Source organism: Staphylococcus sp. HMSC072B07 (genome assembly GCF_001815505.1).
Lineage (GTDB): Bacteria > Bacillota > Bacilli > Staphylococcales > Staphylococcaceae > Staphylococcus > Staphylococcus simulans.
Genome location: NZ_KV820899.1, coordinates 24,846 through 49,305, shown reverse-complemented (window position 1 = coordinate 49,305; position 24,460 = coordinate 24,846). Strand labels below are relative to the sequence as shown.

The 24,460-nt window shown below is 37.3% G+C and carries 25 protein-coding genes, 1 riboswitch and 1 other annotated feature; of the genes, 4 read left to right on the top strand and 21 right to left on the bottom strand.

The window, feature by feature from the left end:
- Positions 1-66: 66 nt before the first annotated feature.
- Positions 67-684, top strand: coding sequence for a LysE/ArgO family amino acid transporter (locus HMPREF3031_RS02290; RefSeq protein ID WP_002480369.1), 618 nt, complete (start codon positions 67-69; stop codon positions 682-684).
- A gap of 190 nt (positions 685-874) precedes the next feature.
- Here the strand turns inward: HMPREF3031_RS02290 and HMPREF3031_RS02285 are convergent, their stop codons facing one another.
- The 10 genes from HMPREF3031_RS02285 to HMPREF3031_RS02240 form a co-directional block, all read right to left on the bottom strand.
- Entirely contained in the window at positions 875-1,474 is a 600-nt protein-coding gene (locus HMPREF3031_RS02285) for an alpha/beta hydrolase (RefSeq protein WP_031262377.1), read from the bottom strand.
- Positions 1,475-1,513: 39 nt separating this feature from the next.
- Positions 1,514-2,503: a ring-cleaving dioxygenase gene (locus HMPREF3031_RS02280; RefSeq protein WP_002480367.1), complete on the bottom strand. Its 990-nt coding sequence runs from the start codon at positions 2,501-2,503 to the stop codon at positions 1,514-1,516.
- Between the two features lie 183 nt (positions 2,504-2,686).
- Positions 2,687-3,235 (bottom strand): hypothetical protein, encoded by a 549-nt coding sequence (locus HMPREF3031_RS02275; RefSeq protein ID WP_002480366.1) that lies wholly within the window; start codon positions 3,233-3,235, stop codon positions 2,687-2,689.
- A 166-nt stretch (positions 3,236-3,401) separates the two neighbouring features.
- Positions 3,402-4,205: a DUF4097 family beta strand repeat-containing protein gene (locus HMPREF3031_RS02270; protein WP_002480365.1), complete on the bottom strand. Its 804-nt coding sequence runs from the start codon at positions 4,203-4,205 to the stop codon at positions 3,402-3,404.
- The gene (locus HMPREF3031_RS02265) at positions 4,202-4,762 is read right to left on the bottom strand and encodes an HAAS signaling domain-containing protein (RefSeq protein ID WP_002480364.1); all 561 of its coding nucleotides are present in this window, start codon (positions 4,760-4,762) and stop codon (positions 4,202-4,204) included. Before HMPREF3031_RS02265 ends, HMPREF3031_RS02270 begins: the two co-directional genes overlap by 4 nt.
- Positions 4,755-5,078, bottom strand: coding sequence for a PadR family transcriptional regulator (locus tag HMPREF3031_RS02260; RefSeq protein ID WP_002480363.1), 324 nt, complete (start codon positions 5,076-5,078; stop codon positions 4,755-4,757). Before HMPREF3031_RS02260 ends, HMPREF3031_RS02265 begins: the two co-directional genes overlap by 8 nt.
- Before the next feature lie 216 nt (positions 5,079-5,294).
- Positions 5,295-6,419, bottom strand: coding sequence for a 5-methyltetrahydropteroyltriglutamate--homocysteine S-methyltransferase (locus HMPREF3031_RS02255; protein WP_002480362.1), 1,125 nt, complete (start codon positions 6,417-6,419; stop codon positions 5,295-5,297).
- Positions 6,420-6,492: 73 nt separating this feature from the next.
- Positions 6,493-6,727, bottom strand: a binding site (T-box leader).
- A gap of 70 nt (positions 6,728-6,797) precedes the next feature.
- On the bottom strand, positions 6,798-7,235 hold the full coding sequence (locus HMPREF3031_RS02250) for a 2-thiouracil desulfurase family protein (RefSeq protein WP_002480361.1): 438 nt from the start codon (positions 7,233-7,235) through the stop codon (positions 6,798-6,800).
- A 16-nt stretch (positions 7,236-7,251) separates the two neighbouring features.
- On the bottom strand, positions 7,252-7,434 hold the full coding sequence (locus HMPREF3031_RS02245) for a hypothetical protein (protein ID WP_002480360.1): 183 nt from the start codon (positions 7,432-7,434) through the stop codon (positions 7,252-7,254).
- Positions 7,435-7,509: 75 nt separating this feature from the next.
- Positions 7,510-7,609, bottom strand: a riboswitch (SAM riboswitch).
- Between the two features lie 122 nt (positions 7,610-7,731).
- Positions 7,732-8,364 carry a DUF5067 domain-containing protein gene (locus tag HMPREF3031_RS02240; protein WP_002480359.1) on the bottom strand — a complete coding sequence of 211 codons (633 nt, stop codon included), beginning with the start codon at positions 8,362-8,364 and terminating at the stop codon, positions 7,732-7,734.
- A gap of 390 nt (positions 8,365-8,754) precedes the next feature.
- Here HMPREF3031_RS02240 and HMPREF3031_RS02235 point away from each other — a divergent pair, with 390 nt between their 5' ends.
- Positions 8,755-9,225, top strand: a complete 471-nt coding sequence (locus tag HMPREF3031_RS02235; protein ID WP_002480358.1) for a thioesterase family protein — start codon at positions 8,755-8,757, stop codon at positions 9,223-9,225.
- 52 nt (positions 9,226-9,277) lie between these two features.
- Here HMPREF3031_RS02235 and HMPREF3031_RS02230 read toward each other — a convergent pair whose 3' ends face one another.
- The 10 genes from HMPREF3031_RS02230 to HMPREF3031_RS02185 all read right to left on the bottom strand — a co-directional run bounded on the left by HMPREF3031_RS02230 (position 9,278) and on the right by HMPREF3031_RS02185 (position 21,308).
- Positions 9,278-10,060: a (S)-acetoin forming diacetyl reductase gene (locus HMPREF3031_RS02230; protein WP_002480357.1), complete on the bottom strand. Its 783-nt coding sequence runs from the start codon at positions 10,058-10,060 to the stop codon at positions 9,278-9,280.
- Positions 10,061-10,200: 140 nt separating this feature from the next.
- Positions 10,201-10,800 carry an adenylyl-sulfate kinase gene (gene cysC / locus HMPREF3031_RS02225; protein WP_002480356.1) on the bottom strand — a complete coding sequence of 200 codons (600 nt, stop codon included), beginning with the start codon at positions 10,798-10,800 and terminating at the stop codon, positions 10,201-10,203.
- Positions 10,801-10,802: 2 nt separating this feature from the next.
- Positions 10,803-12,002 carry a sulfate adenylyltransferase gene (gene sat, locus HMPREF3031_RS02220; RefSeq protein WP_002480355.1) on the bottom strand — a complete coding sequence of 400 codons (1,200 nt, stop codon included), beginning with the start codon at positions 12,000-12,002 and terminating at the stop codon, positions 10,803-10,805.
- Between the two features lie 15 nt (positions 12,003-12,017).
- Complete coding sequence (locus HMPREF3031_RS02215; RefSeq protein ID WP_002480354.1) at positions 12,018-12,932, bottom strand: sulfite exporter TauE/SafE family protein; 915 nt, start codon at positions 12,930-12,932, stop codon at positions 12,018-12,020.
- Between the two features lie 158 nt (positions 12,933-13,090).
- Positions 13,091-13,852 (bottom strand): uroporphyrinogen-III C-methyltransferase, encoded by a 762-nt coding sequence (gene cobA / locus HMPREF3031_RS02210; RefSeq protein WP_002480353.1) that lies wholly within the window; start codon positions 13,850-13,852, stop codon positions 13,091-13,093.
- 102 nt (positions 13,853-13,954) lie between these two features.
- Positions 13,955-15,661 (bottom strand): NADPH-dependent assimilatory sulfite reductase hemoprotein subunit, encoded by a 1,707-nt coding sequence (locus tag HMPREF3031_RS02205; RefSeq protein WP_002480352.1) that lies wholly within the window; start codon positions 15,659-15,661, stop codon positions 13,955-13,957.
- 18 nt (positions 15,662-15,679) lie between these two features.
- A complete protein-coding gene (locus HMPREF3031_RS02200; protein ID WP_037556148.1) occupies positions 15,680-17,515 on the bottom strand; it encodes an assimilatory sulfite reductase (NADPH) flavoprotein subunit in 1,836 nt (611 codons plus the stop codon).
- 159 nt (positions 17,516-17,674) lie between these two features.
- Entirely contained in the window at positions 17,675-18,400 is a 726-nt protein-coding gene (locus tag HMPREF3031_RS02195; RefSeq protein WP_002480350.1) for a phosphoadenylyl-sulfate reductase, read from the bottom strand.
- 279 nt (positions 18,401-18,679) lie between these two features.
- Entirely contained in the window at positions 18,680-20,578 is a 1,899-nt protein-coding gene (locus tag HMPREF3031_RS02190; protein WP_002480349.1) for a glycosyltransferase family 2 protein, read from the bottom strand.
- A gap of 133 nt (positions 20,579-20,711) precedes the next feature.
- Positions 20,712-21,308, bottom strand: coding sequence for a complement inhibitor SCIN family protein (locus HMPREF3031_RS02185; protein WP_002480348.1), 597 nt, complete (start codon positions 21,306-21,308; stop codon positions 20,712-20,714).
- A gap of 163 nt (positions 21,309-21,471) precedes the next feature.
- On the opposite strand from HMPREF3031_RS02185, the gene HMPREF3031_RS02180 reads away from it, so the two are divergent.
- Positions 21,472-21,876, top strand: a complete 405-nt coding sequence (locus tag HMPREF3031_RS02180) for an NUDIX hydrolase (RefSeq protein ID WP_002480347.1) — start codon at positions 21,472-21,474, stop codon at positions 21,874-21,876.
- A 151-nt stretch (positions 21,877-22,027) separates the two neighbouring features.
- Complete coding sequence (gene chrA / locus HMPREF3031_RS02175; RefSeq protein ID WP_070724573.1) at positions 22,028-23,185, top strand: chromate efflux transporter; 1,158 nt, start codon at positions 22,028-22,030, stop codon at positions 23,183-23,185.
- Between the two features lie 82 nt (positions 23,186-23,267).
- Here the strand turns inward: chrA and HMPREF3031_RS02170 are convergent, their stop codons facing one another.
- Complete coding sequence (locus HMPREF3031_RS02170; RefSeq protein ID WP_031262374.1) at positions 23,268-24,329, bottom strand: PTS sugar transporter subunit IIC; 1,062 nt, start codon at positions 24,327-24,329, stop codon at positions 23,268-23,270.
- Positions 24,330-24,460: the final 131 nt, after the last annotated feature.

Sequence of the window (24,460 nt, the reverse complement as noted above, 5' to 3'; positions counted from 1 at the left end):
TATGTACACGCTTAGCCCAATCACAAAATCAAAGAGACATTGTATAGAGAAAGTGGGTAGTCATTTATGTTACAAGCGATACTTCATGGTGTTTTGTTAGCGTTAGGTCTGATTTTGCCTTTAGGCGCACAAAATGTCTTTGTGTTTAACCAAGGTGCGAATCAGAAAAAATTGACGCATGCTTTACCTGTCATCCTCACTGCAGGATTTTGTGACACATTTTTAATTGTAGTCGCAATACTCGGTGTGTCTTTGATTTTAATGTCTATGCCGACGTTACAATTAGTGATCTATATCATTGGTTTTGTATTCTTAATCTATATGGCTTGGTCACTTTGGAAAGAAAAGCCTTCTAATATTGATGAAATTGAACCGATGAGTCCTAAGAAACAAATTCTATTTGCACTCTCTGTTTCCTTACTTAACCCACACGCTATTATGGATACAGTCGGTGTCATTGGGACAAGCGCCTCAATCTATGAAGGGGATGACAAATTGGCCTTTTCTATCGCCACCATCTCCATTTCTTGGATTTGGTTTATCTTCTTGGCAGTTTTAGGACGTATAGTCGGCACTGTCGATAAGTCTGGCAAATTCATTTTAATTCTTAACAAAGTATCCAGCGTTATCGTTTTTTTGGTCGCGTTGATTATATTAAAGAATATTCTCGCTTTAATACTCTGAATTTAAAAAGATCTATCCGTATTAATTTAGCTTCTGTGTCTGCAGAAGCTTTTTATTATACTTTCACATATTAAAAAGCACTCAGCACTTTTTGAATTTTAGTCAAAAAGCCTGAGTGCTTGATTACGGGGTTTGATTGAATTGGTCTGGAGGTCCTTCAATCACGTGTCTATTAAGCTATTATTTAAGTTTATTGTTCGTTCACAACTTTCACTGCTTCATTAAGTGACTCTTCAGTAATGCCGTGTGATTGTGTCCAATGTGTTGTAACATTCGCACCTGAACGTTGGAATAAATCAATTAAACGTTCACTTTCAGATACAGGTACGATAGGGTCATGCGTACCCATTGAAAGATAGATGTCTGTGCCACTTAAATCTTTCACATGGTCAATGTGTGTTGGATAAAGCCCTGCGAATAATAATGCTTTCGCAAATTTAGTTTCCTCACGTAATAGTAAGTTAATCGCAATGTTCGTACCGTTTGAGAAACCAACTAAGATTGCATTTTCTAAATCAAAGTCATATTCTTTTGCGGCTGCTTGTAAGAACTCATATAATTCTGTGCCGCGTTCTTCTAAGTCTTTCCAATCATATTGACCTTCACCATGACGTTTGAAGAAACGTGTCATACCATTTTCATCCACATTTCCTTTCACACCTAACATGTTATAGTTTGGGTTCAAACGTAATGCGAGCGGGAATAAATCAGATTCGTCTCCACCTGTTCCGTGTAATAAGATGAATGTAGGTTGATCTGAACTTTGACCTTTTCTAAAAATGTGCTTCATTGTATCTAAAGCCATGATACCTGCCTCCTTAGTGATAAATTATTGATTTGTACGGCCTGGTTGGTTGTGGCGCGTTGTTTCAATATGACGTACTTGTGCTTCGATTTGTTCTCTTTTTGGTTCCAAGAATGGTGGTAATGATAAGATTTCACCTACTGTTTCGTATGGTTCATCTCCCATGAAACCTGGACCATCTGTCGCAATTTCAATTAAGATACCTGGATAGAATTTAGAATAAAGTGATTTGAAGAAGTAACGTTCTACAAATCCAGAGTTGCCGATTTGATATTTATTCATACGGTCAATCCAGACATCTAATTCATCTTTATCAGCCACACGGAACGCAGTGTGATGGATTGTACCATAACCTTGCATACCTGGGTTGCCGCCAAGTTTACGTACGATAACTTGTCCGCCGTTACCGCCTTTTCCTGTTTCGAATAAATGATAGTCGCCTTCAGATTCAACTTCTTTATAGCCGTATACTTCTTCGAAAATTTGTTTGAATGGATCGAAACGGCTCACGTTTAATTCGATAGGTCCTAAACCGACAATCGCATATTCTTCTGGTACTGGCGCATTTTTCCAAGCAACACCTGGTTCTACACTGTCTGCTGAATCTGATTCATCAGAAATTAATGTGTAAAGTTGGCCATCAAAATCTTCAAAACGTAAGATTTTTTTACCGAATAGTTCTGTTGGCGCTTCATGTTTCACGTCAAACTCACTTAAACGGTCATTCCAAAATTCAATCGCCGCATCTGATGGTACACGTAATGTAATACGTGCAATTTCATCTGTTCCATGTGTACCTTTAGGAATTCCAGGGAAATCGAAGAATGTGACATCTGTTCCTGCATTCCCTTCATCATCCGCAAAGAATAAATGATACGTTTGGATATCATCTTGGTTTACTGTTTTTTTCACTAATCTTAGACCTAATACGTCTGTAAAGAAATCATATATTTTAATCGCATCACTTGTAATCGCAGTGACATGGTGCATACCTTTTAAGTTGTTGTTGTTCATTTATTTCATCTCCTTATCTTTGAATAACTTCCCTTTTCTACTCTTTTCTATCTTATAATGAGGACGTTGTTCTTCTGATATACTTATTATACTTAATATAATAATACTACTTTAGGAATAATGCAAGTATTTATGCTCATACATAAAAAAAGACCCCAAACTTGATATTTTGGAGCCCATTCACTATTGGTTAATCGCAGATTTTTGAACAAACTGCAATTCATAGATTGGATTTTCATCTAATTGATTGAAACTATCGATTTTACCGAATAACTCTATATGCTGTGTTTTACGGCTTAAGTTGTGTTTGAAGTTTATATCTACTTTTAAAGCTGCTTCATAGCCATTCTGTTGAATCGTTTCTTCTAATTCATGAAAGACACCTTCATTAATAGGCACAAGATAATACTCTTTACTTGGTAAAATACTGACATATTTCCTTTGAAGTACTTCTTCTTTACCCATGTGTGTGATTGTGACTATCACTTCTTTTGCGGCACCGCCGCCTAAGTTATACAGCTTTAAAAAGCGATTGCTATCTTGGTTTGCTGCGCTGATATTAAATAACTTCAATCGATCATTTTTACTTGTCTGCAGTAAAATTTGATTAAAACCAATGGCTGGCGTAAATGAAATACGCAGTTGATAGAGTTGAATCGATACAGACACTAAATAGAACAAAGCCATAATAAATGTCCCGATAGATCCAATGGCTGATAACAGATTAATCATATATTTCTCCTTTCTTTCATTTTCGCAAAAGACATTCTAACGTATACATAAACGAGAAAAAAGTAATTAAACTTATATACAAAAATAAATTTAAAAATATTAATTTTATCAATATAAAGAAGCACCTAGACAGAACTTCTCTGCTTAGGTGCTCATAGTGATAACTTTAATTAATTTCTACTGTACCTGTATCTGATTCTAATTCAATTGTGTGCGAAGCATTGCCATAACGTTTTGCTTTTAAAGCAGGTTGATGAATATCCATATCTACATCTTCTTTATGAATAGCCTTAGTATTTTTAGGTGGTTCTGCATAATCTACCTCAATATCACCTGTGTCTGATTGTACTTGGAGATTCACATCGCCTTTGATACCTTTGACTTCAGTATCGCCAGTATCATTTCCAATTCTCATATTTTTGAAAAGTGTTTGTGTGATTTCAATATCACCTGTATCACTTGTTAAATCTACTTTATTAAGATCAACTGCTTTTAACACTAACTCTCCTGTGTCCAACTGTGCTTCTAAATGATTCGCTTTTAAACCTTCAATTGTCATGTCTCCTGTATCATTATAAATTGTCACATCTGACAATTGACGTTCAGGTACTGTAATTGTGATGGTGCTGTTTGTGATATTTCCAAATGTAAAATTAATCGTAGGGTTTGGAAGTTTTGATTCAACCGCTAATGTATCACCTTTGATAGTACTGTTAATTTTTGTTTTTCCTTTAATACCACCTTCCCCTTTAACATGGAAGTGGTTACCTTTTTTAATGATGACGTTTGATGTATCCGTATTGATTTTCAAGTTTTTTATTTTCGCATCTTCATGCTTATAGTCTTTTGTGTAATGAATTGGATTATCAGCTTTTTTAAGTTGCTTTTTTCCTTCTACATAGCCCGCAATTCCGAAACCGACTGTAATCACTAAGCCTATACTAAAGATAATCAACAATGCTTTTTTCATGATTGCGCACTTCCTTTCACAACTTTAATATTCCAACGTAAATATCTCATAAAGAGAACGAAGCTCCATTTATAAGCAAGGTACGTTACTGTAAATAACATCAATCCGATTCCAAAGCATGTAAATGAAACATAGATATCTAGAGGAATAATTTCTCCAAATCCATCTATCATGCCTTTGACCAGTAAGAATATAGGTGCAGCTAGAAAAGTAAGCGTCGCCACACCTAAAGATAAAAGCACACCGAACCATGTCGCAATTACAATGGTAATAACGAAGAAGTTTAAAATACTTAATCCCATAACCGCTAACACAGCATTCGTGACATTGCCGGCATTGCGAGAAGATTCTGCTTTATCTACCGCCGCATTCGCACTCATTTCACGCCCGATGTCTTTCGGATTACCTAATTCCCGGGAAATTTCTTCTTCAGTTTTTCCTGCTTCTTTACCACTGATGAAGTGTGTTTCATACTCGTTTAAAATATCTTGGCGTTCTTCCGGTGAAACGCGCGTTAAATAACGATTTAATAACTGTAAATATTCTTGTTTACTCATCTCTCTCACTCTCCTCAATAAATAAATCTACAGCTTCTGTAAAGGCCTTCCATTCTTCAAGTAGTGCTTCTAAACGTTCATGACCCTCTTCGGTAATTCGGTAATACTTGCGTGCTGGTCCTTCTGTCGACGGTTTAAAATAAGTTGTTAAATAACCTTCCTTAACTAAACGGCGCATTAAAGGATAGACGGTACCTTCTGCGATTGTGATACGCGGTGTTATCTTTTGTACAAGTGAATAGCCATACTGATCTTCACCTTGAATAATAAGCAAGACTAAAAATTCAAGTGCGCCTTTCTTAAATTGTATATTCATAGCAAACCTCCAACACATTATTCAGTACTGTTTAATGTTTAATAGTAGTTCACTTATAATATACCCCTTACTATTAAATAATACAAGGTAGTGATTAAAAATCTTTGTCAGCTTGGTGACTTTTGTGAAGTTAACTTAAAGAAATGAATAAAAAAAGATGAATTCCACCTTCTCTAGTGAAATTCATCTTCTATCATTCATTAATGTATTGATGATTTAACCTTTTACTTTTTCAGGCCATACTTCTTCCGCAATACTTTTGACTAAACGAATTTTAGCCCATTGTTGTGCTTCAGTTAAGTTATTACCTTCTTCTGTTGATGCGAAGCCGCATTGTGTACTTAAAGCTAAACGGTCTAACGGGATATATTGTGACGCTTCTTTAATACGTTTTATGACTTCATCAATATCTTCTAATTCACCATCTTTAGAAGTAATGAGACCTAATACGACTTGTTTATCATCTGATACGTATTGAAGCGGTTCAAATCCACCTGAACGATCACTATCGTATTCTAAAAGATAAGCATCTACATTTTCTTGGTCGAACAACGGTGTTGCGACACTGTCATATGCGCCTGATGCGAACCATGTGGAACGGTAATTACCGCGACAAATATGAGTTTGAACACGCAAGTCTTTAGGTAAACGTTCAATTGCGCGGTTATTCACGTCTTTGAATAATTGTTTTAAGCGTTCTTTTTCTTGTTGGTCACCGTTTTTACCGTTAATTTCAGTTTGGTCTCCGACTAAACGCCCCCATGTTGTATCGTCAAATTGAATCGTTTTGAGACCCGCTTCATATAAATCTTCAATCACTGTTTGATATGCATCCGCAATGGCATCAATTAATGCGTCATCTGTTTCGTAATATTTGCGTGTTGCTTCAATATTTTCTTTTCGTGTCAGCTCTGAGAAGAGTCTGGCAGGTGCTGGTACAGTTTGACGTGCCTCGATACCTTCTGGTGTATGAGCTAATAAGAATTTGAAGTCTGCCACAAACGGATGATTGTCTCCTGAAATCGGGCCTGATAAACGTGCTGTTTCAATACGAGATTGAACCGCATCGAACTCAAATCCGCCTTCATCTTTGACTGTTTCTACACCATTCAATCCCCAGAAGAAATCTAAATGCCACCAACTTCTACGAAATTCTCCATCTGTAATTGATTTCAAACCATTCTCTACTTGCTTCTCAATCAATGTTTTAATCTCACGGTCTTCTACTTCTCTTAAGGCAGCTTGATCGATTTCTCCTTTTTCGAACGCTGCACGCGCTTCTTTTAATGCCTCTGGTCTTAAGAAACTTCCTACAATATCATAACGTAATAATTCACTCATCTTAACTTCCCCCTATGTTTATGTTCTTATTTCAAATAATAAAAAAGCCCCCATAAAGCCTATACTAAAGCTTTACAGGGGCGTAGAATTCGATTCTGCGCGGTACCACCCAGTTTCAAGAAGTCCATACTTCTCCTTAACAGTACTATCATACTCGAGCAGTGGTAACGTTTGCTAACACGTGCCAACTTAACGATTCAGCTGACAGATTCAGAGTCCATTTTCGATATTGTCGAATTACTTTTTCACACCAACCAAAAGCTCTCTGTTAATTCTTCAATATGTACTTTACTCATCATAATCAATTAATATTATTTGAATTAATCCTAGTCTATAGTTAAAAGAATATTCTGTCAATAAGAAAATTCACACTAAAAATTAAATCGACGTGAAATCTAATTTTTTTCTCCAGTTTAATTCATTCATAATTGTAATTCCGTGCCGTATTAATAACGCTGTACAGACACCCTCGCCGGATTTCAAGGTTCCACAAGAAGGACTTTTCGACTTTAGAATCATTGCCGTACATTGATGTGCTTGTAGCAATTCCAATGTCTTTAATGCACCTTCTTTAAATGCCTCCGTAACATCTTCACCTGTCGTCGCAATGACTTTAGCACGACCTGACCACACATCAAAACCATCCCCGCCAACAATTTCAGCTGCTAGTCTCGGTGTAGTCAAACCGCCTAATACTTCAGGACATAGCGCTATCGCTTTATCCTCTTGAACAAGTTGGCGTAATGTATCATTCAATTTATGACTGCCGTCGTAACGTACATTCTCTCCAATTAAACACGCACTGATTGCGATCATGAACTTCTCTTCTTTCTTACTTTTCTTCTAGCCAATCTTTAATCACTTCCAATGGAACCATTTGTCTGATTGTTGCCTCAATATCATGAATTTGGGCTTTTCTTCCCATACTGCTAGCCATATTCATTGGTTCATAATTCTCCCATTGTTCCAGCTCTTGCATTTTCTCTCTGATTTGTTGTTTAGCGAATGTTGTCATTTTATTTACCACCTTTTTCTCATTTTGGATAAATAAAATAGCCCTCCTTGCAAGAAGAAGCGCTTCACGTACGTCTTCTTATCTTTCAAGTTACCTTGTTGGATTTAGCACGTCACCTTGCGGTTGTTGCTGGAGCTTCACAGGGCCAAGTCCCTCCACTCACTCTTAATAAGAACTATTTTATTTATTACTATCATACCGTATTAACTTATTTTTTCAACTTATTTGATAAACTTTATTGATTTAAACCAACATAATAAAACACTGAAATATCGTTTATTCCAGTGTTTTAATTTCTTATAAGTCAGTCATATCCTCACTTTTAATATCGTCTTCAGATGACTTCTTATCAGATGATTTATTATCAGATGATTTCTTGTCTTTAATATTAATTTTGATTGAACCGATGTTTGGATCCTCGTAGTTCTCTTGATCTTTCGCTTTTAATAACACAGGTGACTCTAAATCATTTAACTTGTACGTTTCAATAGATGAAATTGTACTTCCTTTTTTAATATTATCTTCACCTTTATCTCTTTCACTATCATAAGTTTCTCCTCTTACATGACCGTAATCTAAGCGCTTTTCTGAATCTTTACTATCTTGATACGCTTCAAACACTTTCAAATAAGACCTAGTTGGTTTAACTTCATTGTCATCTTTACTGTTATTCGTCACTTCATATTTTACAACTAAAACATCATCATCTTGATATTCTGTTGTCCCCTTAGGCACAATTTCTGTACCCACAATTTTCACCTTTACCCCTTTGATTTCAACTGCGTTATCTTTAATTTTAGCTTTTTCTTTTGTTTTTGCTTGTTTCGCATCTAAACTAGATGTTTCCTCTTTCTCCGACTCCTCTTTTTTGTCACCACAAGCCGCTAAAATTAATACTGATGCACTTAATAAACATAATAGCCTCTTCATGATATCCCCCCATTTGTTTAATGTGTTGCATTATTACAAATCATTATACACAAATTTCATAAAATAGTTAACTTTATACAGAAGAATATTTTAGTTCTATTCTTTATACATTCTTTAACATTTACTATACTTTTTCGATGATAAATTTCATTGATAATACACTTCAGCAAAATAGTTGGTATTGTATCTATTACTTAAATTGATAATTTGAATTCATTTTTAGAATGTGCGAATAAAATAATTCTAATCCTGTTTCAATTTCAGGAACGTTTCTCCTACTTTAGTCACTTCATACGAATGTCATCATAGTCTAAAGAAAGTACGTCCAAGCTATCGATTTCATTTATATGATACACTGCAGTTATATGCATTAAAGGGGGAAAATTAAATATGGGGTACATTTATACTTATGAGGATAAGGTGCATCCTTCTTGGATTGATCATAATCAACATTTACATGATGCACAGTATTTTTCAATTTTCAGTGATGCGGTCGTCGGTTTCTTTGCGAAAATGGGGTTCTCGATTGATTACCGACAAAAACATGACACAACAATTTTTAATTTAGAAGCACATATCACTTACTTAAAAGAAATGTTGCTAGATGAAACGTTTACGGTAGAAGTTTATGTTTATGACTATGACCATAAACGTGTACATTTCTTTTTAAAGATGTTTAATCAAGATCAAATACCGACTGCAACGTATGAGGTTATCATGATGGCTATTGATAACCAACAACGTCGCAGCAGTGCTTTTCCAGATTTTGTTTTTGATAACATCAAAACATATTATGAGGAACAAGGGGAATTTGAAACACCGAAACAACTCGGTCATGCGATTGGTATTCCTAGAAAATAAAAAGAAGGCAAGTGTCCTGTTTAGGTGCACTTGCCTTTCTTTATGTCTTGTATTAATTGAAGACCATACCGCCATCAATAATTAAAGCTTGGCCAGTCATATAATCACTATCTGGTCCTGCAAGATAAGATACACATGCTGCTACATCTGAAGGTTCTGATAAACGTTTTAATGCGATATTTTTAGAGAATTGTTCCATACCCCATTCATATGGTTTACCTGCTTCATCAGCTGTTTTTTGTGCGATATCTTCCATCATCGGTGTTTTAACGATACCTGGGCAATACGCATTCACAGTAATACCTTTATCAGCTAAGTCACGTGCTGCAGTTTGTGTAATACCACGGATTGCGAATTTAGTTGCGCCATATAATGCAAGTCCTGGGTTTCCGACTTGTCCTGCTTGAGAAGAAGCGTTAATAATTTTACCACCGTGACCAAATGATTCAAAAGCTTCAACCGCTGCTTGAATGCCCCAGAAAATTGCGCCGACGTTTACATCGAAAACTTTGCGATATTGATCATACGTAATTGTATCAAGTGGTGTTTGTGGTCCTAATCCAGCGTTATTAACAATCACATTAAAATCTCCGAAGTGCTCTTTCACTGTATTGACTGCTTGGAAGACTTGATCACGATCTGATACATCTACTTTAACCGCAAGTGCTTCATAGCCTTCATCACGTAAGCTTTGTGCAACCGCTTCTGCAGTTGTTTCATTAAAATCTGCCACCCCTACTTTAAACCCGTCTTTTGCGAGTCTGCGACAAATTGCTTCTCCGATACCTTGTCCGCCGCCTGTCACCATTGCTACTTTGCCTTTTACTTCTGCCATGTTGTTCGACTCTCCTTGTTGTTCCATATATTATTGTACACTTCTATTTTAATTCAATTTCAGAATAATCGCAAAACTTAACCGTGATAATAGCCACCAAAAAAGCACACACAATTTAAGGTTTGTGTGTGCTCGGGATATTAAATAATTTGTTTGTCTTCTAAATAGTTTAGAATCTGCTGAACCGCTTCTTCCACAGAAGTTGTCTCTGTATCCACGACAATTTCCGCATGTTCTGGCGCTTCATATGGCGCATCAATACCAGTAAAGTTCTTAATTTCTCCTGCACGTGCTTTTTTATACAACTGTTTCGGGTCACGCTGCTCACACGTTTCAACACTGGCTTTCGCATATACCTCGATAAATTCGCCATCTTCTAAAATTTCACGGACACGATCACGATCTTCACGATAAGGTGAGATGAACGCCGTTAATGTAATCAGTCCTGCATCTGCTAATAATTTACTGACTTCACCGATACGACGGATATTTTCTTTACGGTCTTCTGGACTGAAACCGAGGTTATTATTTAAACCATGACGGATGTTATCCCCATCTAAACGATACGCATGAATACGACGTTCGAATAATGCTTTTTCTAAAGCGACACTGATGGTAGACTTACCTGAACCGGATAAACCAGTGAACCATAGGACTACACTCTTATGGCCATTTTGAGCTTGACGTTCTGTTTTCGTTACTTCTGAATCATGCCATGTAATGTTTTGAGATTTTGTCATCGTTACGCCTCCTCATTTTGTTCTCTATGTCTGCGTAAACCGCGAATTAACACTTCAGCGACTTCAGGACGTGAGAATTCTTTCGGTAAAGATTCTCCATTACGTAATTTTTCACGGACTTTTGTCCCGCTTAAATGCACATGATGTTCTGCACCATGCGGGCACGTTTTCGCTGTCGCCATATTACCGCACTTCGTGCAATAGAAAGCATGTTCAAATTTTAAAATATGAATACCCAACTCTTCTTGATATTTCGTAATCAACTCTTGCGCTTCATATGTACCATAATAGTCACCTACACCTGCATGGTCACGTCCTACAATGAAATGTGTACAACCATAGTTTTGGCGCACAATCGCATGTAAAATCGCTTCACGCGGTCCTGCATAACGCATCGCAGCTGGATAAATCGCTAAGCGTGCACGATCTTCTGGATAATAGTGTTTTAAAATCACTTGGTAACTTTCCATACGAACATCCGCTGGGATATCATCAGACTTTGTTTCCCCTACTAATGGATTCAATAAGAGACCATCAACTGTTTCTAACGCACTTTTTTGGATATACTCATGTGCACGATGTACTGGGTTACGTGTTTGGAAACCTACGACTGTTTTCCATCCCAAATCATGGAACATTTGACGTACTTCAATCGGATCTAATTCAAATTCTTCAAACTCACTATGGTCTGGACGATTTACTAATTGAATCGGACCTGCTAGATACACATTACCTTTGTCATATACTTTTTTGACGCCTGGATGAGCTTCTTCTGTCGTTCCATAAACATTTTGTGCTTCTTTTTCTTTATCATACGTATATTTTTCTTCTAAAGTTAAGACACCGTATAACTGTTGATCTTCTCCATAAAGCGCAATCTGTTCTCCAATTTCATATTGGTCCGCTTCTGCTTCATTAACTGGTAAAGTAATTGGAATACTCCATAACGTTCCATCTGCAAGATGTAAGTTTTCAACGACGTTTTGATAGTCCGCTTCTCCCATAAATCCTGTTAATGGACTGAAACCGCCAATTGCGATTAATTCTAAGTCGGATAAACTCCATGCGTTTAACGTTAATGTTTTAAAAGCTTCTGCTGCTTCAATTAATGCTTCACGTTCTGCTCCTTCAAGTTGACGATTAATTAACTTACCACCATGCGGTGTGTTCGTATGTTCTAAAATTTGTGTTGTTGTAGCCATTTAACTCATCTCCTCTTATTGTTTTACTCTTCCTACTTTATTTGCTTCTTTTTTGTGAAAAAAGTTCGATAATTTACCTTCTTTGCGCAAAATGACAAACAATAATGCAAACCAACCAATAACCACTGCGACTCTTACGAAAGCAATCGCTTCACCCGGTGCACCAAATGCGTTCAACAAAGTATTGCTGTTGGTAAAGATAATCAAACCGCCGACAAAAATACCTAAGACATTCACTGGGATGATCTTAACGAGCCATGCCGCAAATGGTGCAGCCGCAACGCCGCCGACACTTAATGCCAGAACCAATCCCCAATTAATTAAATGAAGAGGTAAGAAAATCAAGAAACTGATAGACGCTGCAATCGTTACGAAAAACTCACTGATAGATACACTGCCGATAACATGACGAACATTGATATCACGACGTGCAAGTAATGCAGAAGTATTGACTGGTCCCCAGCCGCCTCCACCGATAGCTGTTAAAAATCCAGCAGTCGCACCAAGCGGAAACATAAATTTATTACTCAACTCTGACCCTCTTGTCAGCTTTTTAGTTTGTCCGCGTTTAAACGCAAATTGAACTAAAATATAAATACCGATGGTAATCAGGAACAAAGCAACGACAGGCTTAACTAAACCTGCATGCAGATGGCTGACTGCCGCTGCACCAATGAAAGCTGCCATCGATCCCGGCACCGCTAATTTCAGTATTAAACGCTTATCTGCGTTAGAGAATGACATGTGCGAAACACCTGATGCTGCTGTTGTCGCAATTTCAGAAAAATGGATTGTCGCTGATACAATGGCTGGTGCTAAACCAAGCGATAACAAAATCGATGATGATGTTACGCCGAAGCCCATGCCGAGGGAACCGTCAACCAATTGTGCAAAAAACCCTACGAAGGCAATAATTAATAGTTTTTTCATTGTCTTTGCTCCTTTCTTTCAATAATCAAGTTTTGATTGTTAGAATTTTCATATTATTTATGTTGTGTAGCACACAGATAATACTATTCTTATCAGTTTACAAGGAATTAAAGTTAAAAAAATGAACTTAATATGTCTTGCTTGTCGGAATGACACATTTATTGATGCGCTGCTGCTTGGGCTGAAACAGATTCAAACCAGCTGATTTTCTCACGTAATTGTACGACTTCACCGATTACAATCATCGATGGATTTTTAAAATCTTTTGCGACATCAACAATGGTTTCTAAAGTACCGACTGCAGTTTGTTGAACTCCGCTTGTTCCTTGATAAACCAATGCGGCAGGTGTATCTTTCGGTCTGCCATGTTGCACTAACAAGCGACAGATTTCAGGCAACCTGCTGACCCCCATGTAAATACACAGTGTTTCAGGACCTAATGCTAAATGTTTCCAATAATCTTCTTTTAACGTTTTCTCTTTATTAACACCTGTCACAAATGCGACAGAAGAACTATAGTCTCGATGTGTAACTGGGATACCTGCATAAGCAGGTGCGGCGATACCTGAGGTAATACCAGGTACAATTTCAAAAGCGATGTGATGTTCTGCCAGAACTTCCGCTTCTTCTCCACCTCTACCGAACAAGAAAGGATCTCCGCCTTTTAATCTTGTTACAGTAAGACCTTTACGTGCGAAACTCACCATTAATGCATTGATTTCTACTTGAGGAATTGATAAACCACTCGGGTCTTTCCCACAATAAATCAATCTTGTATTCGGCTTTGCGTATTGCAATAAGGCCTTATTAACGAGGCGATCATATAGAATCACATTGGCTTGTTCTATAGCTTTGACACCTTTTACTGTGATTAAATCCGGATCTCCGGGACCTGCGCCTACGATATATACTTTTCCCATTCGATCACCTCTTTGTTTTATTTAAATAGATGTTGAGCATTACTGGAGAAAGGACGTATCCAAGTGCGTAGATACGTCACTTTCTGAGGTAATGCTTACTGCTTATCTGAAGTCACGACCATCTGTAACTTTTTCTACAATACCTTTACGTACTACAAAGTCACCGAAGTGTTCCCCTGTTTCACGCTCTTTACTGTATTGTTCTAAAATTGGACGTAAGCTTTCTAAAATTTCCGCTTCTCCGATATTTTCTTTATATAATTTATTCAAACGTTCACCGATAAAGCTACCGCCTAAATAGAAATTATATTTACCAGGTGCTTTACCAATAAAAGCAATTTCAGCTAATGCAGGACGTGCACAGCCGTTCGGGCAACCTGTCATACGAATCGTGATTTCTTCTTCTCGTAAACCAAATTCATCTAAAATGTCTTCAATTTTAGTCACTAAAGAAGGTAAATAACGTTCTGACTCTGCCATCGCAAGCCCGCAAGTCGGAAAGGCCACACAAGCCATAGAGTTACGACGTAAACCACTGTAATTTTTGCCGTCTGTTAAACCATACTCTTCGATAATCGCATCAATAGCGGCTTTATCTTCTTTCTCAACATTCGCAAAAATCAGGTTTTGGTTCGGTGTCATGCGAATTTCACCTTTATGTGTTTGCGCTAATTTCTTAATCGCTGTTTTCAACTTAAAGTCTTCTGTATCTTTAATACGACCATTTTGAATGAATAATGTATAGTGATACTTACCTGAACCTTCAACCCAACCTAAACGGTCACCGTTACTGTCAAATTCAAATGGTTTCGCATCTTCGATTTCCCAGCCTAAACGACGATTTAATTCTTCACGAATCCAATCCACGCCTTTACGTTCCACTGTATATTTGAAACGCGCTTGTTGACGGTCTGCACGGTCACCGAAATCACGTTGAATCGTTAAGATTTTCTCACAAACTTCCGGTGCTGTTTCTTTAGGAATATAACCTAATACTTTACCGACTTGAGGATGTGTTCTTAAATCATCATGCTTACTGCCCATACCGCCGCCGACAGTTACTGTGAAGCCGGTTAATTCATCATTTTCAACGATACCGATTAAGCCGATGTCTTGTGAATAGACATCAATATCGTTAGAAGGTGGTAACGCAATACCGATTTTAAATTTACGCGGCAAGTATGTTTTACCGTACATAGGTTCATGATCTTCTTGTTTAGAATCGATGATTTTTTCACCGTCTAACCAAATTTCATGGTACGCTGTTGTCTTCGGTAATAAATGTCCGCTGATTTTATCCGCATAATCATTTATTTCACTATACACATCAGATTGGTAGGGATTAGGGTTGCACATGACATTACGATTGACGTCACCGCACGCTGCGATTGAATCAAGTACAGCTGCGTTAATCGCTTGCATTGATTTTTTTAAGTTGCGTTTTAAAATCCCGTGATACTGTACGGTTTGACGTGTGGTTAAACGAATTTGTTCACCTGCATAATCATCTGCCAATTGATCTAGCTTCAACCATTGATCCGTGGAAACACGGCCTCCAGGGATACGTACACGAATCATAAATGCGTAAAGAGGTTCTAATTTTTGTTTGCGTCGTTCTTGACGTAAGTCACGGTCATCTTGCATATAGCTGCCGTGGAATTTTAATAACTTGGTATCATCATCAGCGATTGCACCAGTCACAGGGTCTTTTAAACCCTGTGCAATGGTACCGCGCAAATAATTGCTTTCGCCTTTATTACGTTCTAAATCATCTAAGCCTTTATATAAATCATTGTTATTCTCAGCCATAATTTGCCTCCTCAAAAATTAATACACGTCACGTTGATAGCGTTTTTCTTTTTTCAATTCTGATAGGTACTCTTCTGATTCTTCTTCAGATAAGCCGCCTTCTTTTTCCAATACATGAATGATGGCTTGATGTACATCTTTCGCCATGTGTTTTTCATCGCCGCAGACATAAATTGCTGCGCCATTTCTTAACCATTCATAAAATTCTGCACTGTTTTCATCGATTAAATGCTGAACATAACGTTTTTCTTCTTGATCACGTGAAAAGGCTAAATCTACTTTTTCTAACACACCGCTCTTCAACCAATCTTGAATTTCGGTTTGGTATAAGAAGTCTGTTGTAAAGTGTGGGTTACCAAAGAACAACCATGTGTTACCTGTTAAATCCAATTCTTCTCGTTCTTGTAAGACACTGCGGAATGGAGCGATACCTGTACCTGGTCCAATCATGATGACTGGTGTGTTCTCATCGAATGGGAATTTAAAGTTAGGATTTTTCTTCAAGTATACTTTTAATTTATCGCCCGGCTCTACACGTTCTGCGAGTTGTACACTGCAGACACCTGAGCGTTTACGATTATGTGCTTCATAACGTACTGCACATACTGTAATGTGTACTTCATCTTCATTTGCTTTATGACTGCTTGAAATAGAGTAACTGCGTGCAGGGATTTTTCTTAAGACTTGATGTAATTGGTTCGGTTGTAGTGACTCTGTAGGGAAATCATTCAATAAGTCTATTAAGTCACGACCGTAGATATAATCTTTCACCCATTCACTATCAGAGGCTCTATCTAATAAGTCTTCATTATCAAAGAGCTGTGCTGCACTTTCGATTAATGGTTTCGTTAATTTTGTGATTTCAAAGTATGACGTCAATGCTTCTTCTAACGACATTTTGTCACCTTGTGTATTCACAGTAATATCTTTTTCTGCCACCCAATCTTGCATATCGATAATTTCATCCACAAGTTCTGGATCATTTTCAGGTAAGATATTAATGGAATCGCCTGGTGCGTAGTCATCGCCATAACCTTCTAATGATAATTCAAGGTGGCGAACTTCTTTATCAGAACCACGACCAGTTAAATTAATATTTTCTAAGACTTCTGCTTCGTAAGGAAATGTTCTTGAGTAAATGGGTCCAGAAGCATCTTCAACAGGCGCATCTTGTGCCTCTTGAACCACTTGCTTTACTTCTTGATCACCTAACTCATTAATAATGTTTTCAATCCATTCATTAGCGAGTTCTTCGAAGTCAATATCACAATCGACACGCGGTAAAATACGGTCAGCGCCTAACTCTTCTAAGCGTGCATCAAAGTCTTTACCTGTTTGACAGAAGAACTCATAAGATTGGTCACCTAAAGCAAGTACTGAGAAGCGTGCGCCTTCTAATTTAGGTGCTTTACGTCCGTATAAGAATTCATAGAAAGATAATGCGTTATCCGGTGGATCGCCTTCACCGTGTGTTGACGTCACGATAAGTAGGTCTTCAACATTTTTTAAATCTTTCGTTTTATATTGGTCCATTTCAGTTAATGTGGCATCAAAATCGTTTTCTTTTAATTTACTTTCGAGTAATTCTGCCACCCACTGTGCGTTACCAGATTCAGAACCAAATAATACAGTGACTTTGCGTGGTTCTACAGCTTGTTGTTGCGCTGGTGCTGCTGGTGCCTGCGTTGCTGCTGCGCTAGAAGCAGGTGCTTGTGTTGCTGTGCCATCTTGGAGATGTGCCGTTAAATAACCGCTAAGCCAGAGCTTCTGGTCATTTGATAATGTTGATAACGCTTGATTAATGAGTTGCGCCTGTTCATCGTTGAACGGACTATTTGTTGCTGATAAATTCAAGTGTCTTCCCCCCATATGATAGATTTTATCCTTAGTTTTTTAGTAGGAATTGAAACTAAAAAAATATCTACACTTAATTCAAGTATAGTCATTGTGCTTTAAAAATTCCAACATATCCACTAGGAATTATATACAAAAAAATTAATTGTAACTTTCAAATTAAGATTTACGTCCGATGTGCAAACCACATTCAGTTTTCATGTTGTTTTGCCATCTGCCTTCTCTAGAGTCGCCGCCTTCAAAAACAGGTGAAGTACATGGTGCGCATCCGATGCTTGGATAGTTCTGATCATGTAAAGCATTATAAGGTAAATCATTCGATTTAATATAATCCCATACATCATCCCAAGTCCAATGGATTAACGGACAAACTTTAATAGATTCAAAACGGTCGTCTTTATTCACAAAGTTTGTGTTGCGTCTTGTTGGAGATTGTTCACGTCTCAATCCTGATACCCAAGCTGTTTGGCCAGTTAATACTTCTTCAAGCGGTTTAACTTTACGGATATAACAACATTGGTTTGGATCTCTACGCCAAAGATTACCGCCATATTCTTGAGCTTGTTGATCAAGTGTTAAATCTGGCTTCTTCATAACAATGTTCAATTTAGGATATTTTGCTTTAACACGGTCGATTAAATCGTACGTTTCATCGAAATGGAGACCCGTGTCTAAAAAGACGATACGTGCGTCTGGTTTTACTTGCGAAATTAAGTTAATCAGAACGATGCCCTCTGCTCCGAAACTGCAAGCATATACAATTTCATCTCCGTAAGTATCATATGCCCATTTCAGAACATGATACGCACCTTTTGTTTCATCTGAAACATCTAATGATTCAAAAGGGTCTGAGGTGAAGTCTGTATAAGTAATTTTAGAAGTCAATAAAATACTCTCCCCTCATAGTATATAGATATAGCACCCTACAATTCAAATTGATACAATGATATTCGAATTGTCAGAAAATAATTATGTATTGAATCTTACCGTTTTCTCTATCCCCTGTCAACAATATTTATAATAATTTCACAAACTTAATAACCTTCTAGCAATATACGTTATTTTATACTATTCATAACCGATTTCTTTAAAATAATTAATGATACTTTAACGCATTACCACGTTATCCAAACAAAAAGAAGAAGAGATTTTCATCCCTTCTTCTTACTTTACAACCTGCACAAAATCTCGATTTGCGGTGATAAAATAACCCGCTTTTGTTTTTAAACGCGGTGTCCCTTTAGAAGAACACACAATTTTATCTATTTCTATCGTGTCATTTAACTTCGGTTGGAATTCTGCTTCAGTTTTAAAGTTACGATCTTCATAAGCTTTACACTTTTTAATGACTTGAATCGTGATTGGCCAGTCTACAATATAATGTTCAGACAGATCACTGTCTAACTGTTCGACAAACTTTTTATTCGCAGTAATCACGTTCCCATCCTCTAATACTAATCGCGGTGTCCCTTTTTTAGAATACTGTATCTCTGATACATTAAACACCTCACCGACTTCCATAGATTGAGCTTGTTCTTGTGTAAATTCAGTATCACCATACACTTTAAACTTCTTAGTCGCCCATACTTTCCCTGGGTTTTCTGCATAATATTTAGTAATATCCACCTCATTAGGTTCAGCTGATGATGCTTGTTCTTGTTGTGTTGAAACGTATTCTACTTTCTGACCTTGACGTTTTAAAGCATGATTTTCCGTAATGCTTGGCAACATCATGTGTACTAAAAATGGTTTGTAGTGATCATAAATAACTTGCAGATTAAAATCGAAATCTACGTTTAATGCATCTGAAGGTATCCAGAGTTGATTGTCTTGCTGCTCAAACGTTACTTCCTGCGTAACGGATTCATCAGAAAGCTTCACCAAATGCACTGCGTCGACTTCTGTCGAATCTTCTTTATATAACGTAATAACCTCATAGAACTGATTATCTTTAAGATGTGTGCCGCTATAGACCGCATAGAAGGGTTCGTATAAGGGTTCAACGGTGTGCAAGTCTTCCGGCAAATGATAATATACTAATCCGTCTGCAATATAATGTGGTGCTCGTATACCTTCGCTTAATAAAGTAATCAACGCTTCTACTTTTTCTTTATCGCTATTTAATAAGCATTCACATACTTTTTCATATTTCGGTTCAGTCAAGTAATCTTTAATATCTAAGTCATGTTGGTCTAAAGTTGAAACTAACTGATCAAAAGCTTCATAGAATTTATTTTTCTCTGCGCTTTTTAAGAAGCGACGATTCATGAATAAGCGTGATAAATAATCCATTTCTACTATTCGACTGATCGCATGTTTGCGTGCAGTCTCCGGGATGTCTAAATCTAACAACTGCTTTAACACTTCTAAATTAAAAGCTGTTTTTTCAAAAATATCTGTTTCACTGACCAATGATTGATTCGCACCATATCGATTCACATGATAGACCACGATATCATTCATAGCGGCTGTTTTAGCGTGCGCAATTACTTCGGTAAAGAACAGCTTATCTTCTCCGTATTTCATCGGTTCAAAATAAAGATGATGATCTTGAATCACTGATTGTTTTATTATTTTTCCAGGTGGACCGACGGCACGAAAGATTTTATCAATTTCGTAAGGCACAAGTCCTTCTTCTTTTGTATAAGCACTAAAGCGCGCAATTTGGCTCACAGACTGGTCCTTATGTTTTAAACTTTGACCGAACACTATATCACTCTCTGTAGTTAAAGCTTGGTCAAGCAACTTCGGAAAACCTTCTGTATCTAACCAGTCATCTGCATCTAAGAACGTAATATAAGTGCCTTCAGCCGCTTCCATCCCCACATTTCTCGGCTTAGCTGGACTGCCGCTGTTTACTTCTAACTCTATAACACGCATGTAATCACGCGTTTGTTCAAACTGTTTTAATTGTTCCAATGAGTCATCTGTTGAAACATCGTCAACAAAGATGGCTTCTATCTCATCATGATTCAACTTTAACTCATCAATAGATGATACACATTGTTGTAAAAACTGAGATTTATTATATACAGGAACAATAATCGATAATGCCTTAGACATAACATTCCCCCCTTGGATGTTGTCTCTCATATGTGTAGTTATGTTTACCTATATACCCCTCAGTCAAAAAACTGAACATAAAAAAACACAGCAACCCTATAGAGATTACTGTGTTCTATCGCTTATATCTTTATTAATGATGTGCTACAAATGCCTGATATGACTCTACATTTTGAATGTGTTGTTGAACTGCGTTAATCGCATTCACTAATTCAAAGTCTGGTGCTGTTTGGTTTAATACAGCTTGTGCTTGCGCAGCAGTTTGTTTTAGCTGCGCTTCATCTTGATTCATTGAAAGATGACTTTCAGTTAATAAATGGTTTGCTTTTACAATTAGGTTTTGTAGTTCTGCTTTTTTACTTAAGATGTCGGCACTGCCTTTTTCAGTTTGCAAATGCAATTGAAATACCTCATTATAGATAGCTGAAAGTTGATTAATTGCTGTCACAACTTGTGAATCATTATTAGACTTTTGTTGTTTCTTAGCAAAATAAATCGCTTGGTTTAATTTATTCTGGTAGAATGTTGCACCTGATTCTTTCGCCATGTCTTTATAATAGTGACTCGCGTTCAATAAGTTTTTCAAGTTTTCTTTAGGTTGTACGCTGTAATCACGAAATTCGTGTGCGCCGAATTGGGCAGCTTCTGCTTGATATGAAAATACATGTGCACCTGCTGATCCAAGTAATACACTTGCGAGGCCTGTCAGTAAAAATTGTTTAAAATTCATCGTTGTTGTCTCCTTTAATTTACATGCTTTTATTATAAAACAGATATACACTACAATTGAATTAACTAATTATTAACTATAAATTATTTTTTACATATTTTTAGACACTAGCTGTTCACTTTTAACGAGTATCATTCAATAACACAACTCTAGGAGGATTAAGATGACCCCAAAACATATTGTTTCCGCTTCATGTGTGGTCACAAATGATGAGAATAAAATACTTTTAATCAAAAGTCCTTTGCGTGGCTGGGAAATTCCTGGCGGGCAAATTGAAAATGGTGAAACCATTCGAGAGGGTGTCATTCGTGAAGTGAAAGAAGAAGCCGGCGTCACCATCAAACTCACGACATACTGTGGTGTCTTTCAAAATACTGAACACAGTATCATCAATCATTTATTTAAAGGAATCTACATTGACGGCACACTTACGACTAGCGATGAAAGTTTAGAAGTTGGATTCTTTACTTATGAAGAAGTCATGCAAAAGGTCACTTGGGGGAATTTCACAGAACGCATTCGTTTATGTTTAACAGAAGACGAACAACCCTTCTTAGTATCCTTTTGATATAGAGATACTATAGAATTGATCATAAAACTCAAATACATGTCATTCATAAACTTTACAAAATCCATACATCACCTTTACGCATTTCGAAATATAATGAAGACTAACGCAAAATCTATAAGTTGATGCTAATTTATATAAGGAGTTGCCTATGTCTCATTATTTCACCATTTTTACTGTAGCTTTAAAACTTGGTTTGATGTCCTTTGGTGGACCTACAGCGCATTTAGGTTATTTTTATGATGAATATGTGAAGAAAAGAAAATGGTTGGATGAAAGAGAGTACTCTGACTTAGTCGCGTTATGCCAATTTCTTCCAGGCCCTGCCAGCAGTCAAGTCGGTATCGGTATAGGTACCATCAGAGGTGGTGTATTCGGTGGTATTCTCGCATTTCTAGGATTCACTATGCCTTCAGTGATTGTTTTAATGTTATTTTCAACTTTATTTGTGAATGGGGATACACACTTTACTTGGATGCAAGGATTGAAACTTGTTGCTGTCGCAATTGTGGCACAAGCAATTATTGGTATGGGCAAGAAATTAACTAATACGAAAACAACCATCGCATTGGCTATGTTTGTGTTAGCACTCTCATTATTGATCAATAGTATTTATATTCAAGTGGTTGCGCTGGCTATAACTGGCTTATATGGTGTCTTATTCCTTAAGCCTACATCAACGCCAGACGCTGATTCTAAAGTGTTCTATTTACCTAAAAGATTAGGGATTATCTCTTTATCGTTATTTGTTTCTTTGCTTGTTGTATTGCCTATCTTAAGCGCAACCACTCAAAATATATGGATTAAAATGTTCGACAGTTTCTATCGTTCTGGTTCACTTGTTTTTGGTGGCGGCCACGTCGTGTTGCCACTGTTAGAAAAGGAGTTTGTACCGCAAGGATTGATTTCTTCTGATCAGTTCATTACAGGTTATGCGGCAGCACAAGCTGTGCCTGGCCCATTATTCACTTTTGCGTCTTATATCGGCACAAATATCGGAGGCGTTCTAGGAGGGTTGCTTGCGACATTCGCAATCTTTTTACCTGCCTTTTTACTGTTGTTTGGTGTCTTGCCATTTTGGGATAGTTTTAAGTCCAACCTTTATGCCAGAGGCTTTTTGAAAGGGATCAGCGCAGGTGTGGTTGGTATTTTAATCTCGGCTTTCTACCAACCTATTTGGACTTCTACGGTTAAACAACCTTTAGATTTCACATTCGCAACGATATTATTTGTCTTATTAGCTTATTTCAAACTACCTTCATGGGCAATCGTACTCATTGGAATTGGAATAGGCGTATTGTTCTATTAAAGCTTAATAGTTCGTGTCATTTTTAGCACTAAAAAAACAACACACATCAGGTATGTCCCTTTAGTGTGTTGTTTCTTTATTTCTATGCTTCATTCACTGTTGGATTAGCTTTGTTTTCTATGATTTTAGATTTATAACCCGTCACTTCACTGTTACGGATTGGATAGTTTCTAAATACATATGACATTACCCAACCGACAATGAAACAAATTGCAGCTGCGATGGCTGCGTATTTTAATACGTCGAGTGCTGGGTTGAAACCAAACATAACGAGAATACCTGGTGTCGGTGCTGCTGTACCTGGCGCATCATTGACTAACCCCGAGTAAGCAATGACCATACCAGCTAGTCCTCCACCGATAAAGTTCGTCACATAGATTGGCACTGGATTAGAAGACACTAAGTCTGCTTTTGACAGTGGCTCAATCGCAATAGAAATAACTGATTTCAAGTTACCGATTTTCAAACGATGTAGTAACGTTGTATTCATAAAGCTAGACGCAAACGCTGTTAACGCCGCAACTGCCATTGGTACACCTGTTAAGCCTAACATTGCTGTTAATGCCATAGAACTTAGTGGTGATGTTCCAACAACTGTCACAATACCACCAAGAATCAGACCCATCAGCAATGGACTTGTATTCATCGCCACATCGATAATACCGCCGATTTTCAATAATGAACCATCGACTAGTGGCGTGAACCAAACCCCTAACAATCGTCCAACTGGAATACAGAATAATACTACGATAATAAAGTCCATACCGTTTGTAATTTTCTTTTCAATAAAGCGAATCACAAACGACATCAGATAAGCCGCAAACAATGCAGGAATCAGCCCGATTTCCGCAAATGCGACCGCAAGCAACGCTGAGTTTTGTGGATTGATCTTTCTCGATAATGCGACTAGGAATGCGACAATGACCCCACTCAATGTCCCAGCTAGACTACCCGTTTCCTTTAAAAACTTAATATCGAAAATATCTCCCAATACAAACCCTTGCAACGCCTCAACTAAGAATGTTGCGATTGCTGCTGTTGCTAAAGCCCCCATGACTGCACGCCCATCTGGCGCATAATACGTGAACACAGTGAAAAATACTAAAATAAGTAACAATAAACCTGTACCGATTAATATATCTATTTTGCACAGCCCCTTTTTACATGTGTTCATTCAAGCTTATACCTTTTAGCGCACGAAAGCAAATGTTATTTTCATTATAGTATGAATTTTCTAATAATTTTTATAAAGTACTTATTCACGAAATTTCAAAA